Source organism: Streptomyces sp. NPDC000404 (assembly GCF_040300365.1).
Lineage (GTDB): Bacteria > Actinomycetota > Actinomycetes > Streptomycetales > Streptomycetaceae > Streptomyces > Streptomyces ramulosus.
On the sequence record NZ_JBEPDN010000017.1, the window covers coordinates 131,360 to 146,886 of the forward strand.

A 15,527-nucleotide genomic window follows, 5' to 3' on the forward strand; every position below is an offset into this window, starting at 1 on the left:
AAAACACCGTACCCTGATCAGCGATACGTACGCATCGAATAAGCGGGGTGCCATGCCGAAGCTGGTGGACCACGAGGGCCGACGCCGGCAGATCGCCGACGCGGTCTGCCGACTCGCCGAGGAGCGCGGCCTGGAAGGGGTCACCCTCCGGGACGTCGCGGCCCGCGCGGACGTCTCCATGGGGGCGGTCCAGCGCTGCTTCCGCACCAAGGACGAGATGCTCACCTTCGCCCTCACCTACATCGGCGAACGCGTCACCACCCGGGTCGCCACCCGCATCTCCCGGTCCCCCGCGCAGTCCGCCCGCACCACCCTGGGGCACGCCGCGACCGAACTCTCCCTGCTGCGGCAGGAACACCGGGCCGAGGCCCGCGTCTGGCTCGCGTTCCTCGCCCAGGCCACCGTCAGCCGTCCGCTGGCGGAGATCCTGCGCGCCAACTACACCGCGCTCCAGGAGGCGTTCACCGCGCTCCTCGCCCAGGCGGCGCCGGAGGCCGACGCCTCCCTGGAGGCCCGCACCCTCCTCTCCCTCGTCGACGGGCTCACCACCCATGTGCTGATCGACCACATCTCGCCCGCCGCCGCGCTGGACGCCCTCGACCACCACCTGTGCCGCCTGTGGGGCGAACCCCAGCAGTGACACCGGCCGTCCCGTGGCGCCCCGTCCGCCCGCCGCGGCCCCGGTAACCCAGGGGCGCTCCCCCAACACCCTCACGGGGCAACGGATCCGGCCAGATTCCCGATCAACGCAGTTGTCCACAGGCACAGTTCGCCCGGCCGCCAAGCCGCGCCGTCATGGCACCATGGACATCCAACGGGGTGTTACGGCGCGCTGCCCGCACGACCACGGGCAGACCGCCCGGCGCTCCGCGGCTGCCCGCCACCGGCCGTACGCCTCACCTCCAGGGCCGGGAAGGGCAGCCGGCCGCGCGCGGAGCCGTTCCGCGCGTCCGGTGAGACGGAAAGCGACGGAAGGACAAGCCCGGTGAGCACGCTCAACAAAGGCATCGAGAAGGCCGAGGTCACGCTCAAGTGGGACCCGAGCCCCGCTGGCGAGCCGGACAACGACCTCGACCTCATCGCCGCCACCTATGAGGCGGACACCCCCACGGACAAGCCCGTCTACCTCGTCCACTTCGACAGCCGCTCCCCCGACGGCACCATCACCCTCAACCGCGACAGCCGCACCGGCCAGGGCTTCGGGTCCGACGAGGTCATGACGCTGGAGCTGGAGCGCCTGGCCGAGCGCTACACCAAGGTCGTGGTCGGCGTCGCCATCCAGCAGGGCGGCGGCCGCAAGACCTTCGGCGAGGTGCCCAACACCGAGGTCCAGATCCGCGAGGGCTACACCGAACTCGTCCAGGACGACTTCGCCTCGGTCGCTCCGTCGACCGCCTCGGTCGTCGCCGTCTTCACCCGCGACACCGACGGCGAATGGCGGCTGCGAAAGGGCCTGCGCGGCTTCGACGCCGACCCGAACGCCTTCACCGCCCTGATGGGCAGCTGACCGCAGCCCCGTACGGGGAGCTGCCCGGGCCGGCCGGAGCACCGCCGCGGCCGGCCCTCGCGCCCGGCGGCGTACCGGCCGGTCTCCGCGGAACGTCCTGGGCGACCGGGTCGGCCGGTGGCCGGGCTCGCACCGCGCCGGCTCCCTCGTCGCGACGCCCGCATACCCGAACGGCCGACGCCCCGGGCACCGCGCAGCGGGCGGGAACAACGAAGAGGGAGCCGACCCGGGGGTCGGCTCCCTCTCTCACCTGCGGATCAACGGCCTCGGCACCGGATGCTCAGTGAGGCATCGGCGGCCATCCGCCCGTGATCAGCTGCAACCGCTGGTCGAGCCGCAGCCCTCGCAGAGGTAGCAGCTGCCCGCGCGCTGCATCTTCGTCCCGCAGGAGAAGCAGAGCGGGGCGTCGGCGTTGATGCCGAGCTGCATCTCGACCAGTTCGGCGTTGGTGTGCGCCTGCTTCTTCGGGGCCGGGGCCTCGGCCTCCGCGGCCGGGGCCGCCGGGGCGGGTGCCTCGGTCTGGCGCGGCGCGGACTGCGCCAGGCCCTCGACGTCGACGTCCTCGGACGGCTCGTACGAGCCGGTGTCCAGGTGACGCTGGCGCTCCTCGACGGAGTGGATGCCGAGCGCGGAGCGGGTCTCGAAGGGCAGGAAGTCCAGCGCCAGGCGGCGGAAGATGTAGTCGACGATCGACTGCGCCATCCGCACGTCCGGGTCGTCCGTCATACCGGCCGGCTCGAAGCGCATGTTGGTGAACTTCGAGACGTAGGTCTCCAGCGGCACGCCGTACTGGAGGCCGACCGACACCGCGATGGAGAAGGCGTCCATCATGCCCGCGAGGGTCGAACCCTGCTTGGACATCTTCAGGAAGACCTCACCGAGACCGTCGTCCGGGTAGGAGTTGGCGGTCATGTAACCCTCGGCGCCGCCGACGGTGAAGGAGGTGGTGATGCCGGGACGGCCCTTCGGGAGACGCTTGCGGACCGGGCGGTACTCGACGACCTTCTGCTCGGCGACCGGCTCGGCCTTCTTCTCCTCCTCCTTCTTCTTGGCGGAGAGCGGCTGGCCGACCTTGCAGTTGTCGCGGTAGATCGCGAGCGCCTTCAGGCCGAGCTTCCAGCCCTCGTAGTAGACCTCCTCGACCTCCTCGACGGTGGCCGTCTCGGGCAGGTTCACGGTCTTGGAGATCGCGCCCGACAGGAAAGGCTGCGCCGCGGCCATCATCCGGACGTGGCCCATGGCCGAGATCGAGCGGGCGCCCATGGCGCAGTCGAAGACCTCGTAGTGCTCCGGCTTCAGGCCGGGGGCGTCGATGACGTTGCCGTGCTCGGAGATGTGGGCGACGATCGCCTCGACCTGCTCGGGCTGGTAGCCGAGCCGCTTGAGCGCCTTGGGGACCGTGTTGTTCACGATCTGCATGGAGCCGCCGCCGACCAGCTTCTTGAACTTGACCAGGGCGAGGTCCGGCTCGACGCCCGTGGTGTCGCAGTCCATCATCAGGCCGATGGTGCCGGTCGGCGCGAGGACCGAGGCCTGCGCGTTACGGAAACCGTTCTTCCCGCCCAGGCGCAGCACGTCCTGCCACGCCTCGGTCGCCGCGGCCCAGACCGGGGTGTCCAGGTCGTCCATGCGCTTGGCGGCACCGTTGGCGTCGGAGTGCTGCTGCATGACGCGCTTGTGGGCGTCGGCGTTGCGGGCGTAGCCGTCGTACGGGCCGACGACCGCGGCCAGCTCGGCGGAGCGCTTGTAGGAGGTGCCGGTCATCAGGGAGGTGATGGCACCGGCGAGCGCGCGGCCGCCGTCGGAGTCGTAGGCGTGGCCGGTGGCCATCAGCAGGGCGCCGAGGTTGGCGTAGCCGATGCCCAGCTGGCGGAAGGCGCGGGTGGTCTCGCCGATCTTCTCGGTCGGGAAGTCGGCGAAGCAGATGGAGATGTCCATCGCCGTGATGACCAGCTCGACGACCTTGGCGAAGCGCTCGGCGTCGAACGACTGGTTGCCCTTGTCGTCGTCGCGCAGGAACTTCATGAGGTTGAGCGAGGCGAGGTTGCACGAGGAGTTGTCCAGGTGCATGTACTCGCTGCACGGGTTCGAGGCGGTGATCCGGCCCGACTCCGGCGAGGTGTGCCAGTGGTTGATCGTGTCGTCGTACTGGATGCCGGGGTCGGCGCAGGCCCAGGCGGCCTCGGCCATCTTGCGGAAGAGGCCCTTGGCGTCGATCTCCTCGATGACCTCGCCGTTCATCCGGCCGCGCAGGCCGAACTTCGAGCCGGTCTCGACGGCCTTCATGAACTCGTCGTTGACGCGGACGGAGTTGTTGGCGTTCTGGTACTGGACGGACGTGATGTCGTCGCCGCCCAGGTCCATGTCGAAGCCGGCGTCGCGCAGCGCGCGGACCTTCTCCTCCTCCTTCACCTTGGTCTCGATGAAGGCCTCGACGTCGGGGTGGTCGACGTCGAGCACGACCATCTTGGCGGCGCGGCGGGTGGCGCCGCCCGACTTGATGGTTCCGGCGGACGCGTCGGCGCCGCGCATGAAGGAGACCGGGCCGGAGGCGTTGCCGCCGGAGGAGAGCAGCTCCTTGGAGGAGCGGATGCGGGAGAGGTTCAGACCGGCGCCGGAACCGCCCTTGAAGATCATCCCCTCTTCCTTGTACCAGTCGAGGATCGACTCCATGGAGTCGTCGACGGAGAGGATGAAGCAGGCGCTGACCTGCTGCGGCTGCTGGGTGCCGACGTTGAACCAGACCGGCGAGTTGAAGCTGAAGACCTGGTGGAGCAGGGCGTACGCGAGCTCGTGCTCGAAGATCTCGGCGTCCGCCGGGGAGGCGAAGTAACCGTTCTCCTCACCGGACTTGCGGTACGTCGTGACCACGCGGTCGATCAGCTGCCGCAGGCTCGACTCGCGGGTCGGCGAGCCCACCGCTCCACGGAAGTACTTGCTGGTGACGATGTTGACCGCGTTCACCGACCAGAAGTCGGGGAACTCGACGCCACGCTGCTCGAAGTTGACCGAGCCGTCGCGCCAGTTGGTCATGACGACGTCACGACGCGCCCACTCCACCTCGTCGTACGGGTGCACGCCGGGGGTGGTGTGGATGCGCTCGATACGCAGCCCCTTGCTCGCCTTGCTGCCCTTGGCGCGGGAGCCGCGTGCCGGGCCGCTCGTCGTCTCTGTCATTCCGCCTCCCTATACGGGCGAAAACGCCCATATGTGCACACTTCTTCCCGTGGCACAGTGTCTGTCGTTCTGCGGCCGGAGCGCCTGCACGCGCCCCGGTCAGGTGTGATCGCGCCGCGCTCAGTCGGCGGCGGTGGCGGGCTCGGGAACGGAGGCGGCATCGCCGCCGTCCGTCCCGCACTCCCGCTCGGGCGGACCCTGCTCGCGCTGCTCACGCAGCTCGGCGATGGCCGCCTCGAAGTCTTCCAGCGAGTCGAAGGCCCGGTACACGGACGCGAAACGCAGGTACGCGACGAGGTCGAGTTCCCGCAGCGGTCCCAGTATGGCGAGCCCGACGTCATGGGTGGACAGCTCGGCGCTGCCGGTGGCGCGCACCGCCTCCTCGACCCGCTGGCCGAGCTTGGCGAGGGCGTCCTCGGAGACCGGCCGCCCCTGGCATGCCTTGCGCACGCCCGCGATGACCTTGGTACGGCTGAAGGGCTCGGTGACCCCGCTCCGCTTGATCACCGTCAGGGACGCCGTCTCGATGGTGGTGAAACGGCGGGAGCAGTCGGGGCACTGGCGACGGCGGCGGATCGATGTGCCGTCGTCGGTGGTGCGACTGTCGACGACCCTGCTGTCCGGGTGCCTGCAGAAGGGGCAGTGCATGGCTCCACCCTCCTCACCTCGGAACTGCGCGGACGTACGTCGCCGGAAATCCGCGTACGACTGATCGGCCTCACGACGGCCCTTCCAGGCCCTCGGAGCAGTCACCAGCATAGGCGATCCGCCGGGGCCCGCCGGACCAGACACCACAACTTGTAGGTGGTCGGCGCCATACAAGCACTAGATGTGGTGTCGGGACGCACATAGCCGCCTACCGCGTGTCGCGGTGGAGGCAGGCCGTCGGGGTTGTCCACGAGCCTACGGGAAGCCCGTCGCGAGGCGGTCCGCAGGGGCCGGAATGACGGAATCCGCAGGCGGTGACGCGCCCCTGGGGGTGCGACCGGAAGACCCTTCCCCACCCTCCGCCACCCCGCTACGGGCGGCCCGGGACCGAAGGGGATAATACGGAGCGAAGCGGCCTTCGGGACCCGTGCCGCGAGCGGCGCCGGGAGGCACCACCGCTCCCACCGGAGCCTCATCGGCCTCTCGCGGGTTTTCCCGTCGGGAATTCGCGGATGCTTTGCCGGTCTTTCCGAGTGCGACGGAGCACACGGGGAGGCGGAGCGGCATCCGGCCGGACCGAATCGCCGTTCGGGCTTCCGCCCTATACACCAGACACGCGAGCGAGTCAGCAGATTCGCTGATTTTCACTCGAACGTGTGTTTGGCGCAACCTTTCGAAAGCAACTACCGTTGGCTAACTAGGGAGCACATTCCGAGAGGGGCCGACGTGACCACCACCGCAGACAGCGCGACCATCACCGCACAGAGCCACTCCCAGAGCCGGTTCGAACACCCTCAAGTGGCACGGAGCACACCGATGGACGACGCCGCGCCGGATGCTGCGGAGCAGAAGCCCACCCGTGCGCTGCCGGGACGGCCGCCTGGGATCCGGGCCGACAGCTCGGGGCTGACCGATCGCCAGCGCCGCGTGATCGAGGTCATCCGCGACTCCGTGCAGCGCCGCGGGTACCCGCCGTCGATGCGGGAGATCGGCCAGGCCGTCGGGCTCTCCAGCACCTCGTCCGTCGCCCATCAGCTCATGGCCCTGGAGCGCAAGGGCTTCCTGCGGCGCGACCCGCACCGCCCGCGGGCGTACGAGGTCCGCGGCTCCGACCAGGCCAGCAGCGCGGCCACGGAGACGGCGGGCAAGCCCGCGGCGTCCTACGTCCCGCTCGTCGGGCGGATCGCCGCCGGTGGCCCGATCCTCGCCGAGGAGTCCGTCGAGGATGTCTTCCCCCTCCCCCGCCAGCTGGTCGGCGACGGCGAGCTGTTCGTCCTCAAGGTCGTCGGCGACTCCATGATCGAAGCCGCGATCTGCGACGGCGACTGGGTCACCGTCCGCCGCCAGCCCGTCGCGGAGAACGGCGACATCGTCGCCGCGATGCTGGACGGCGAGGCCACCGTCAAGCGCTTCAAGCGCGAGGACGGCCATGTGTGGCTGCTGCCGCACAACGCCGCCTACCAGCCGATCCCCGGCGACGAGGCCACCATCCTCGGCAAGGTCGTGGCCGTCCTGCGGCGGGTCTGACCTCGCCCCACGAGCGAGCCCCGGGACCACTGCGCCGGTTCCGGGGCTCTGCCCTGCCCTGCGGACGGCTCGCCGGGCGGCGTCGTCACGCGCCGCTCTCCGCCTCCCGGGCCGCCGCGTCGATGGCCGCGAGCGAGCGGCGGACCTGATTGCGGTCGGTGGTGTACCAGAAGTCCGGCATCGACTTCCGCAGGAACGAGCCGTACCGGGCCCGCTCCAGCCGGGGGTCGAGGACGGCGACGACGCCGCGGTCCCCCGTCGCCCGGACCAGCCGGCCGGCGCCCTGCGCCATCAGCAGCGCGGCGTGCGTGGCGGCCACCGCCATGAAGCCGTTGCCCCCGGCCTCCTCCACCGCCTTCTGGCGGGCGCTCATCAGCGGATCGTCCGGGCGCGGGAACGGCACCCGGTCCATCACCACGAGCTGGCAGTTCGGGCCCGGCACATCCACGCCCTGCCACAGCGACAACGTGCCGAACAGGCAGGTCCGGGCGTCCGCCGCGAATGTGCGGATCAGCTCGCCCAGGGTCTCCTCGCCCTGGAGCAGCACCGGCATGTCGAGGCGGCCGCGCATCGCCTCAGCCGCCGCCTGCGCCCCGCGCATCGACGAGAACAGGCCCAGCGTCCGCCCGCCGGCCGCCTCGATCAGCTCCGCCAGCTCGTCGAGCATGTCGTCCCGGCTGCCCTCCCGGCCGGGCTGCGCGAGGTGCTTGGCGACGTAGAGGATGCCCTGCTTGCCGTAGTCGAAGGGCGAGCCGACGTCCAGGCCCTTCCAGACCGGGGCGTCGTCCTCCCGCACGCCCTCCGGGGAGAGCCCCAGGGACGCGCCGACGCCGTTGAAGTCGCCGCCCAGCTTCAAGGTGGCGGACGTCAGCACCACCGAGCGGTCCGCGAACAGCTTCTCGCGCAGCAGCCCGGAGACCGACAGCGGCGCCACCCGCAACGACGCGCCGAAGCGGTCGTGGCGTTCGTACCAGACGACGTCGTACTCGGAGCCGTTCGCGATGCGCTCGGCGACCGCGTGGACGTTCTCCACCGAGGCGAGGGCCTGCTTGCGGACCGCGTCCTCGTCCTGGACGTTCTTGTCGCGCGTGGCGCCGAGCGCGGAGATCACCGTACGGGCGGCGTCCCGCAGCGCCATCAGGCAGTAGCCGAGATCCTCCGGGACCTCCTCCAGACGGCCGGGCAGTGCCAGCTCCATCAGCCGCTCGAACGTCTCGGCCGCGGTCTGCAGCTGATCGGCGGCCTTTTCGTTGACGAGCTTGGCGGCGCGGCGGACCGCGCGGTTGACCTGCCCGGGGGTCAGCTCGCCGGTGGCGACGCCGGTGACCCGGGAGACCAGCTCATGGGCTTCGTCGATGATCAGCACATCGTGCTCCGGCAGGACCGGCGCGCCCTCGATCGCGTCGATCGCCAGCAGGGCGTGGTTGGTGATCACCACATCGGCGGTCTTGGCGCGCTCCCGGGCCGCCTCCGCGAAGCACCCCGCGCCGTACGCGCACTTCGAGGCGCCCAGGCACTCCCGGGAGGCGACCGAGACCTGGCCCCAGGCGCGATCGGAGACGCCGGGCGTCAGGTCGTCACGATCGCCGGTCTCCGTCTCGTCCGCCCAGTCGCGCAGCCGCAGCAGATCCTTGCCGAGCTTGCTGGTGGGCGTCGCCGCCTCGAACGGGTCGAAGAGCCCCTCCTCCTCTTCCTGCGGCACGCCCTCGTGCAGGCGGTGCAGGCAGAGGTAGTTGGAGCGGCCCTTGAGCATGGCGAAGTCGGGGCGGCGGCGCAGCTGCGGATGGAGGGCGTCGACGGTGCGCGGCAGATCACGCTCGACGAGCTGGCGCTGGAGCGCGAGGGTGGCCGTGGCGACGACCACGCGGTCGCCGTGGGCCAGCGCCGGCACCAGATAGCCGAGGGACTTTCCGGTGCCGGTGCCGGCCTGCACCAGCAGATGCGACTGGTCGTGCACGGCCTCGGCGACGGCCTCGGCCATCGCCACCTGGCCGGGCCGCTCGGTGCCGCCGACGGCGGCGACGGCGGCGTGCAGCAGATCGTTGAGGGAGGGCTTCGTCATAGCGTGGCCAGCCTACGCGGGACCACTGACAGCCCGCCCCGTCACGGCGCGTGCAGCGGGTTGGGGACGGTGCCGTGGACCGTCGCGTGCGGGCGTTCGGCGCGGTCGCGGTAGCCGTCGGTGTGCAGGCGGTTGCGGTTCAGGCACAGCCGCTCGATCCGCGGGGTGAGCAGATCGAAGAGGGCGAAGCGCTCCTTGAGGGTGGGGAAGCGTTCGTGGTGGCGCAGGATCTCCGCCCGGACGAGGGACCAGAATTCCCTTTCGGGAACGTCCAGTTGTTCCTCGCAGAGCGGCGCGAGATAGCGGAAGACGCCGATGAACAGCCCGGAGTGGATGAACTGCGTGAGGAACGCCGGGGGCTCGGTCAGCAGCACCGCGCGGACCTCGTCCGGCATCGCCTCGTGCTCGGGCAGCGGCGTGGCGCTGATGTTGACGTCGTCGACGAAGTCCTTGACCGCCAGCCGTACGGGCACGTCCCGGTCGTCGAAGACGACGATGGCGTTCTCGCCGTGCGGGGAGAAGACCGTGCCGTAGCGGTAGAGGAAGTGCAGCAGCGGCGGCAGCAGTGCGGCGAAGAGGCGGCGCAGCCAGACCCGGGGCGGCAGGCCCGAGCGGCGGACCAGCTCGGCGGTGAGGGCGCGGCCGTGCGGGTCGGTCTGGAGCAGCGAGGCGAGGGTGCGGGCGCGCTCCCCGGGGTCGAGATGGCCGGTGAGCGGCTCGCGCCAGATGCAGCCGAGCAGCTCCTTGTACTGGTAGGGGACACCGGGCAACCGGTCGTAGAGCGGGTGGTGGACGGTGACGGAGGCGGTTTCGCCGAGGAGGATCACCCGCGTCTCCTCGCGCAGATACGGGTCGTGGTCGCGCAGGGCGTGGACCCAGCCGGTGACGGCGGGGGCGGCGGCGGTGCGTTCGGTGGGCAGACCGCGCCAGACGAGGGTGTTGAGGACCGACAGCGGGAGCTTGACGGTGCGGGCGTGCGGGCGGCTGATGTTGAGGAAGGTGCGGATCGACTGCTGCGGCAGGCGGAGGTCGTTGTCAGTGGGGAGCGCGATGATGGATCTGTCGGCGAGTTGCGGGGCGAAGAGCGGTGCGACGGTCTCGTCCCACTGCCAGGGGTGGACGGGGAGGTAGAGGTAGTCGGCGGGGTCGCGGCCCTCGGCGGCGACGGCGGCGGCGAAGCGGTCGCGGACGGCGGGGGGCAGCTCCTCGCCGTAGAGACGGTCGGGGGTGGCCAGTGCGGGGATGCCGCGGTAGTGGGCGAGGTCGCGGTGGGCGGCGAGCCAGGGCAGGCGGTGCGGGGTGCGGGATTCGGGGGCCCACTCCGCGGTGTCCCGGGCGGAGAAGCCGAGCCGGCCCTTGTTGGCGACGAGCCAGGGGTGGCCGGTCTGGTGCCCTTCGAGGGAGGCGTAGTCCAGGTCGGCGAGGGCTTCCACGTCGAGCGCGGTGGCGTCCAGCCGGGCGTCGGCGGCGAGGGTGGCGGTCAGCTCCCGCAGCAGGTGCCCGGTGGTGTCGCCGGACAGTCCCAGGACGGTGTCGTGGGCGCGGGCGAGGAAGCGCAGCGGGTCGGGGTCCGGGGTGAGCGAGTCGGGGTCGACGCGCCAGTGTCCGTAGGCGCCGCGGCGGGCGGTGAAGCGGTAGACGAGGTCGTCGGCGACGGGCAGCCGGTAGCGGGTGGGGCGGCCGTCGGCGAGGGATGCGGCGGAGGCGGCCGCGGCATCCGGCACGGCGGGCCCGGCCGGGTCGGGGGCGGCGGGCGCGGCGGGCGCGGGCACGGCGGGCGCCGGCCCTGCCACGGCCGGATCGGCCGCCTGCTGCGGCCTCCGCCCCGGTGCGGGCTCCGGCTCGGGTACGGGTTCCGGGCGGATGATCTCCTCGTAGGCGAACTCCGCCAGCGTCTTGGCGAGCAGGCGGCGGGCGGCGCGCTGCCAGAGGTGCGGGGCGGGCCGGGCCTCGTCGGCGGCATGGGATGCGGCGGGCCGGTGTTCAGCGGTCACGGCGGGACTCCTCGTTGTGGGACCGCACCGGCACGGCGGGGACAGCCGGCGGTCACCGGGTGGTTGGGGGTCGGTCAGGGGCGGCGCGTTTCCTTCGGCGGGGCGGTGGCGCGGGAAGGGGGGCGGTCCGGACAGCGGTGCGGGGCCGTCGGTGGACGGCCCCGGGTCAGAGCGGGTCGAGCAGGTCGCGGTCGCGGATCATCAACGCCGCGCGTTTGTCCGGCAGTTCGATCTCGCCGTCGTGGCGGAATCCGGCGGCGAGAAAGGCGGCGACGGAGGGGGCGTTGCGGACGTCCGGTTCGGCGACGACGCGGGTGCAGCGCGGGCGGTGGGTGAGGACGAGGTCGGCGGCGGCCCGCAGCAGGGCCGTGCCGAGGCCGCGGCCCCGGTGGTCCGCGCCGAGGAGGAGGTGCAGACCGGTGTCGTGCGGGCGGGCCGGGTAGTGGCGGGCGAGCGGATCGAGGTCGGCGCGGTAGACCTCCCAGTAGCTCATCGGGACGCCCGCCAGGACGCCGAGGCAGGGGACGCTGCGGCCGTCGCCGGTGAGCTGGGGGTGCAGATGCGCCGCGGTGACCTCGGCGGGGCCGGCCAGTTCCCAGTAGGCCGCGACCGCCGGATCGTTCATCCACGCCGCGATGCGGGCGAGGTCGGCGACGGGGTCCACCGGGACGAGGGCGAACGGCCCGTCGGCGGTCTCGGCGGGCGGCCATCCGGCGAGCCCGTCGAGGAGCGGTCCGGCGGGCCCGGCGTGGGCCGGGGGGCGCACGGCGGGTGGTGGCTGCCGGACGGGGCTGGTGCCGGAGCCGGATTCGGTGGGTGGCACGGCGGCGCTCTCCTTTCGTGGCCCCGGGGCCGCGGATCGGCGCGTCCCCGGGGCGGGCCGGGGCGGGTGGCGGGTGCGCCGCGCCCCGGGGTGTGGCGGTGGTGTCGGGTGGAACGGGCGGTGAGGTGTCCGCGCCGTCGCGCCGTGCGCCCGGTGGGCGGTGCGCGCGACGGTGCGGCGCGGGTCAGGGGACGAGTGGGTTGGGCAGGGCGAGGTAGACGGACTGGGTGTCGACGGGCCCGACGAGTTCGTCGAGGCCGTGCAGCCGGGTCGCCAGATTGGCCTTGCAGCGCAGGGTGCGCGTGGTCAGCAGCAGCTCCGGCAGGCGGGAGCGGTGGGCCGCGGGCGCCGTGGCGGCGTCGGCGAGGAAGTGGCGGAAGGCGGCGAGCAGGACCTCCTCGCGGACCAGGTGTTCGGCGCCGAAGGCCCCGATGAGGCCGAGGACGTTGTTGATGGCGAGGTAGTAGGCGAAGCGTTCGTCGGTGACGTCGTCGGGGACGAAGGTGTCGCTGGCCTCGCCGAGACCGGGCAGCCGGGCGGTGAGTTCGTCCCGCCGCGAGGTGCGGAAGTAGTAGCCCTGGTTGTCGCGGTAGCGGCCGCCCGCGGGCCAGCCGTCGGCGTCGAGGAGGACCAGGGTGTTCTGCTGGTGGGCCTCCAGCGCGACACCAGCGGTGCCGTCGAGCCACAGGACGGGCCGGACGACGGCTTCGAGGTAGCGCAGGAACCATTCGGTGGCGACGGCGGCGAGGGGCCGGCCGGTCCGCGCGCCGAGGGCGGTGACGAGGACGGCGAGGCGGGAGCGCATCGCCGGGCGGCCGGGCCAGGGCCGCGGCGAGGTGAGTCCGGCCAGGCAGACCGCGTCGTCGCCGGGGCGGAAGGGGTGGTGGCGGACGACGGCGTCCAGGCCCTGGACGGGGGTGCCATCGGGGCCGTCGACGGCGAGGTAGGCCGGGTCGCGGATGATGTCGAATCCGGGGTGGACGGCCTGCCAGTCGGCGGCGAGGCCGGTGCGCAGCAGCCGGTGCATCTCGACGCCGCGGAGCAGTTCCTTGCGGAGGTTCTCCCGGCGGGAGTTGGTGATCCGCAGCCCGAGGGAGAGCTTGAGCATCGCGTCGGAGCCGGGGCGGCAGACGGTGCGGACCGAGGAGGTCGGGTACCAGACCGGCCCGCCCGGTCCGAGGTCGGTCAGCGCGCCGGAGTCGAGGAGGGCGGCGACCTCGGGCCGGGAGGTGAGGTCGCGGGCCTGCCAGGGGTGGAGCGGCAGCGGGACGGTGCCGTCGGGCGGGGTCGGGGCGCCGCTGGCGAGGGTGTGGGCGAGCCGGTCGGCGGGGACGGTCCGGCCGCGTTCGGTCCAGGCGGAGTCGGCGGCGAGGACCGCGGGGTCGGCGGCCATCCAGTGCAGGGCGAAGCCGCCGCGCAACTCGGGTGCGTAGGCGTGGTGTTCGGCGTCGGTGAGGCCCTCGCGGCTCTTGGGCATGGGGTGCAGCGGGTGGCCGAGGAGGAGGGACTGTTCGCCGTCGAGGAAGCGGGAGTGTCCGGCGTCGGCGGGGCGGGCGCGGCGGTCGGCGAGGAAGACGGCGGTGGTGCGGACGGAGGAGGCGACCCGGCCGACGAGGTCGGCGCCGTCGCCACAGGCGGTGTCGGCGGCGGGCCGGGCCGCGCCGTGGGCGGCCTCGCGGCGCAGCAGTGCGGCGAGGGTGACGGCGTCGAGCGGGGCGGCGTCGGCCGGGGTGCCCTCCAGGGTGGGGGCGTCGAGGCGGTGCAGGCCGGTGGGCGACCAGTAGCGGACGGGGACGTGCAGGGCGGTGGCGCTGGCGTGCAGCGGGATGCGCAGCCGGCCGCCGGCCGGGCGGTGGCCGCCGCTCTCGCGGATCCAGCAGCGCAGCAGGTTCTCGACGGCGGCGGCGTCGGCGGCGCGGGCGGGGTCGGGGTGGTCGAGGGGGTCGGGCTCCGTGGGGAGGGGGTGCGGTGTGGCGTCCGGGGGCGGGGCGGGGTCGGCGGCGTGCCGCTGCTGCTGGCGCGGTACGGCCGGGGCGAAGGTGTCCGGGTGGTGGGCGGGGCGCTCGGGGGCCTGTGTCCCGTCGGTTGCGGGGCGTTCGTTCATGGGGAGGTGCCTCACTGTGTGGTGGGGAGGGTGCCGGTCGGGCCGGGGCAGGGCCGACCGCTGCGGCTAGGGGGTGCCGGTGGCGCCGCGCCCGGAGCCGGGCGGGGCCTCGCGGACACCCTCCAGGGCGTCGGCGAGGCGGTCGAGGATCGCTTCGGCCTGTTCGTCGGTGAGGGTCAGGGGCGGCAGCAGCCGGACGACGGACTGGTGGCGGCCGCCCAGTTCGACGATGAGGCCGCGGTCCAGGCAGGCGCGCTGGACGGCCGCCGCGAGGCCGGGATCGGCGGGCAGATCGCCGGCCGGGCCCGCCTCGGCCTCCGGGTCGACCAGTTCGACGCCGAGCATCAGGCCGCGGCCGCGGACGTCGCCGATGCAGGGGTGGACGGCGGCGAGCGCCTGGAGCCGGGCGAGCATCCGGGCGCCGAGCGCGGCGGCGTGCCGGTCGAGTCCGGCCTCGCGGACGTGGGCGAGGGTGGCGCGTCCGGCGGCCATCGCGAGTTGGTTGCCGCGGAACGTCCCGGCGTGCGCGCCGGGCGGCCAGGTGTCCAGCTCCTCGCGGTAGACGATCACGGCGAGCGGCAGGCTGCCGCCGATCGCCTTCGACAGGACGAGGACGTCGGGGACGATGCCGCTGTGTTCGACGGCCCAGAAGGCGCCGGTGCGGCCGACGCCGGTCTGCACCTCGTCGACGATCAGGGGGATGGAGCGGGCGGCGGTGATCTCCCGCATCCGCCGCAGCCAGGCGTCCGGGGCGGGGATCACGCCGCCCTCGCCCTGGACCGGCTCGACGATCAGGCCCGCCGGGTCGGGCACCCCGCTCTTGGGGTCGTCGAGGAGGGACTCCGTCCAGCGGGCGGCGAGTTCGGCGCCGCGGGCGCCGCCGGTGCCGAACGGGCAGCGGTAGTCGTACGGGTACGGCAGGCGGGTCACGGCGGTGTGCCGGGCGCCGCCGGACGCGGCGAGGGCGCCGGTCGTCATGCCGTGGTAGGCGCCGGAGAAGGCCATCAGCCCGTCCCGGCCGGTGGCCGTGCGGACGAGGGTGAGGGCGGCCTCGACGGCGTCGGTCCCGGCCGGCCCGCAGAACTGGATCCGTGCATTTTCGGCCAACCCGGCGGGCAGCGAGGCGAACAGCTCGGTGACGAAGGCGTCCTTGACCGGGGTGGCGAGATCGAGGACGTGCAGCGGGGCGCCGGAGTCCAGGACGGCGCGGACGGCTTCCAGGACGACCGGGTGGTTGTGCCCCAGGGCGAGGGTTCCGGCGCCCGAGAGGCAGTCGAGGTAGCGGCGGCCGTCGGCCCCTTCGATGGTCAGCCCGCGGGCGCGCACCGGCACGATCGGCAGCGAGCGGGCATAGGTGCGGGCCGCGGACTCCCGCTGGGCCTGCCGTCGCAGGATCCCCTCGTGCCCCGGCGACGGGGCCGTCGGTACGGATTCGGTCAACGCCACGTCGGTCGTGTCCTCCGGATGCAGAGCTACGGCGCACGGGGCCCGGCGGGCAGCCCGGCGTTCCCCCGTACGTACCAACGACGCGCACGGCGCGGGATCACGGTCGTGGGAAAGATCCTTACCAGCCGGAACCGGGGGCCCGGCTAACGTCGTCCCCCTCGGCACCGGCATAGTGGGGGCTTGCGTCCGGCGGCTTGGGGTTCATGACAAGAGCCGCACCGGACGTGCCACAGCAGCTC

General features: G+C 73.0%; 10 protein-coding genes. 3 read left to right on the plus strand and 7 right to left on the minus strand.

The annotated features are described in order from the left end of the window. Nucleotides 1–52 precede the first annotated feature (52 nt). Nucleotides 53–640 carry a TetR/AcrR family transcriptional regulator gene (locus ABT345_RS29195; RefSeq protein ID WP_345086910.1) on the plus strand — a complete coding sequence of 196 codons (588 nt, stop codon included), beginning with the start codon at nt 53–55 and terminating at the stop codon, nt 638–640. Between the two features lie 345 nt (nt 641–985). After that, nucleotides 986–1,507 carry a TerD family protein gene (locus ABT345_RS29200; protein ID WP_386461389.1) on the plus strand — a complete coding sequence of 174 codons (522 nt, stop codon included), beginning with the start codon at nt 986–988 and terminating at the stop codon, nt 1,505–1,507. Between the two features lie 312 nt (nt 1,508–1,819). Here the strand turns inward: ABT345_RS29200 and ABT345_RS29205 are convergent, their stop codons facing one another. Next, the gene (locus ABT345_RS29205; protein ID WP_345086912.1) at nt 1,820–4,684 is read right to left on the minus strand and encodes a vitamin B12-dependent ribonucleotide reductase; all 2,865 of its coding nucleotides are present in this window, start codon (nt 4,682–4,684) and stop codon (nt 1,820–1,822) included. Nucleotides 4,685–4,804: 120 nt separating this feature from the next. Further along, on the minus strand, nt 4,805–5,332 hold the full coding sequence (gene nrdR / locus ABT345_RS29210; RefSeq protein ID WP_345086914.1) for a transcriptional regulator NrdR: 528 nt from the start codon (nt 5,330–5,332) through the stop codon (nt 4,805–4,807). Between the two features lie 726 nt (nt 5,333–6,058). On the opposite strand from nrdR, the gene lexA reads away from it, so the two are divergent. After that, complete coding sequence (gene lexA / locus ABT345_RS29215; protein WP_030288183.1) at nt 6,059–6,859, plus strand: transcriptional repressor LexA; 801 nt, start codon at nt 6,059–6,061, stop codon at nt 6,857–6,859. A gap of 85 nt (nt 6,860–6,944) precedes the next feature. On the opposite strand, the gene ABT345_RS29220 is transcribed toward lexA, so the two are convergent. From ABT345_RS29220 to ABT345_RS29240, 5 genes are all read right to left on the minus strand, one after another. After that, nucleotides 6,945–8,921, minus strand: coding sequence for an ATP-dependent DNA helicase (locus ABT345_RS29220; RefSeq protein WP_345086917.1), 1,977 nt, complete (start codon nt 8,919–8,921; stop codon nt 6,945–6,947). A gap of 41 nt (nt 8,922–8,962) precedes the next feature. Continuing rightward, nucleotides 8,963–10,915, minus strand: a complete 1,953-nt coding sequence (locus ABT345_RS29225) for an IucA/IucC family protein (protein ID WP_386461392.1) — start codon at nt 10,913–10,915, stop codon at nt 8,963–8,965. Between the two features lie 166 nt (nt 10,916–11,081). Further along, nucleotides 11,082–11,738 carry a GNAT family N-acetyltransferase gene (locus tag ABT345_RS29230; protein WP_386461394.1) on the minus strand — a complete coding sequence of 219 codons (657 nt, stop codon included), beginning with the start codon at nt 11,736–11,738 and terminating at the stop codon, nt 11,082–11,084. A 184-nt stretch (nt 11,739–11,922) separates the two neighbouring features. Beyond that, the gene (locus ABT345_RS29235) at nt 11,923–13,842 is read right to left on the minus strand and encodes an IucA/IucC family protein (RefSeq protein ID WP_345086919.1); all 1,920 of its coding nucleotides are present in this window, start codon (nt 13,840–13,842) and stop codon (nt 11,923–11,925) included. A gap of 66 nt (nt 13,843–13,908) precedes the next feature. Continuing rightward, nucleotides 13,909–15,288: a diaminobutyrate--2-oxoglutarate transaminase family protein gene (locus ABT345_RS29240; RefSeq protein WP_345086921.1), complete on the minus strand. Its 1,380-nt coding sequence runs from the start codon at nt 15,286–15,288 to the stop codon at nt 13,909–13,911. Nucleotides 15,289–15,527 lie beyond the last annotated feature (239 nt).

Bases quoted from the DNA above. Each gene is read 5' to 3' on its own strand.
- ABT345_RS29195 (WP_345086910.1), top strand. From the start codon at position 53: ATGCCGAAGCTGGTGGACCACGAGGGCCGACGCCGGCAGATCGCCGAC.
- ABT345_RS29205 (WP_345086912.1), bottom strand. From the start codon at position 4,684: ATGACAGAGACGACGAGCGGCCCGGCACGCGGCTCCCGCGCCAAGGGC.
- nrdR (WP_345086914.1), bottom strand. From the start codon at position 5,332: ATGCACTGCCCCTTCTGCAGGCACCCGGACAGCAGGGTCGTCGACAGT.
- ABT345_RS29220 (WP_345086917.1), bottom strand. From the start codon at position 8,921: ATGACGAAGCCCTCCCTCAACGATCTGCTGCACGCCGCCGTCGCCGCC.
- ABT345_RS29235 (WP_345086919.1), bottom strand. From the start codon at position 13,842: ATGAACGAACGCCCCGCAACCGACGGGACACAGGCCCCCGAGCGCCCC.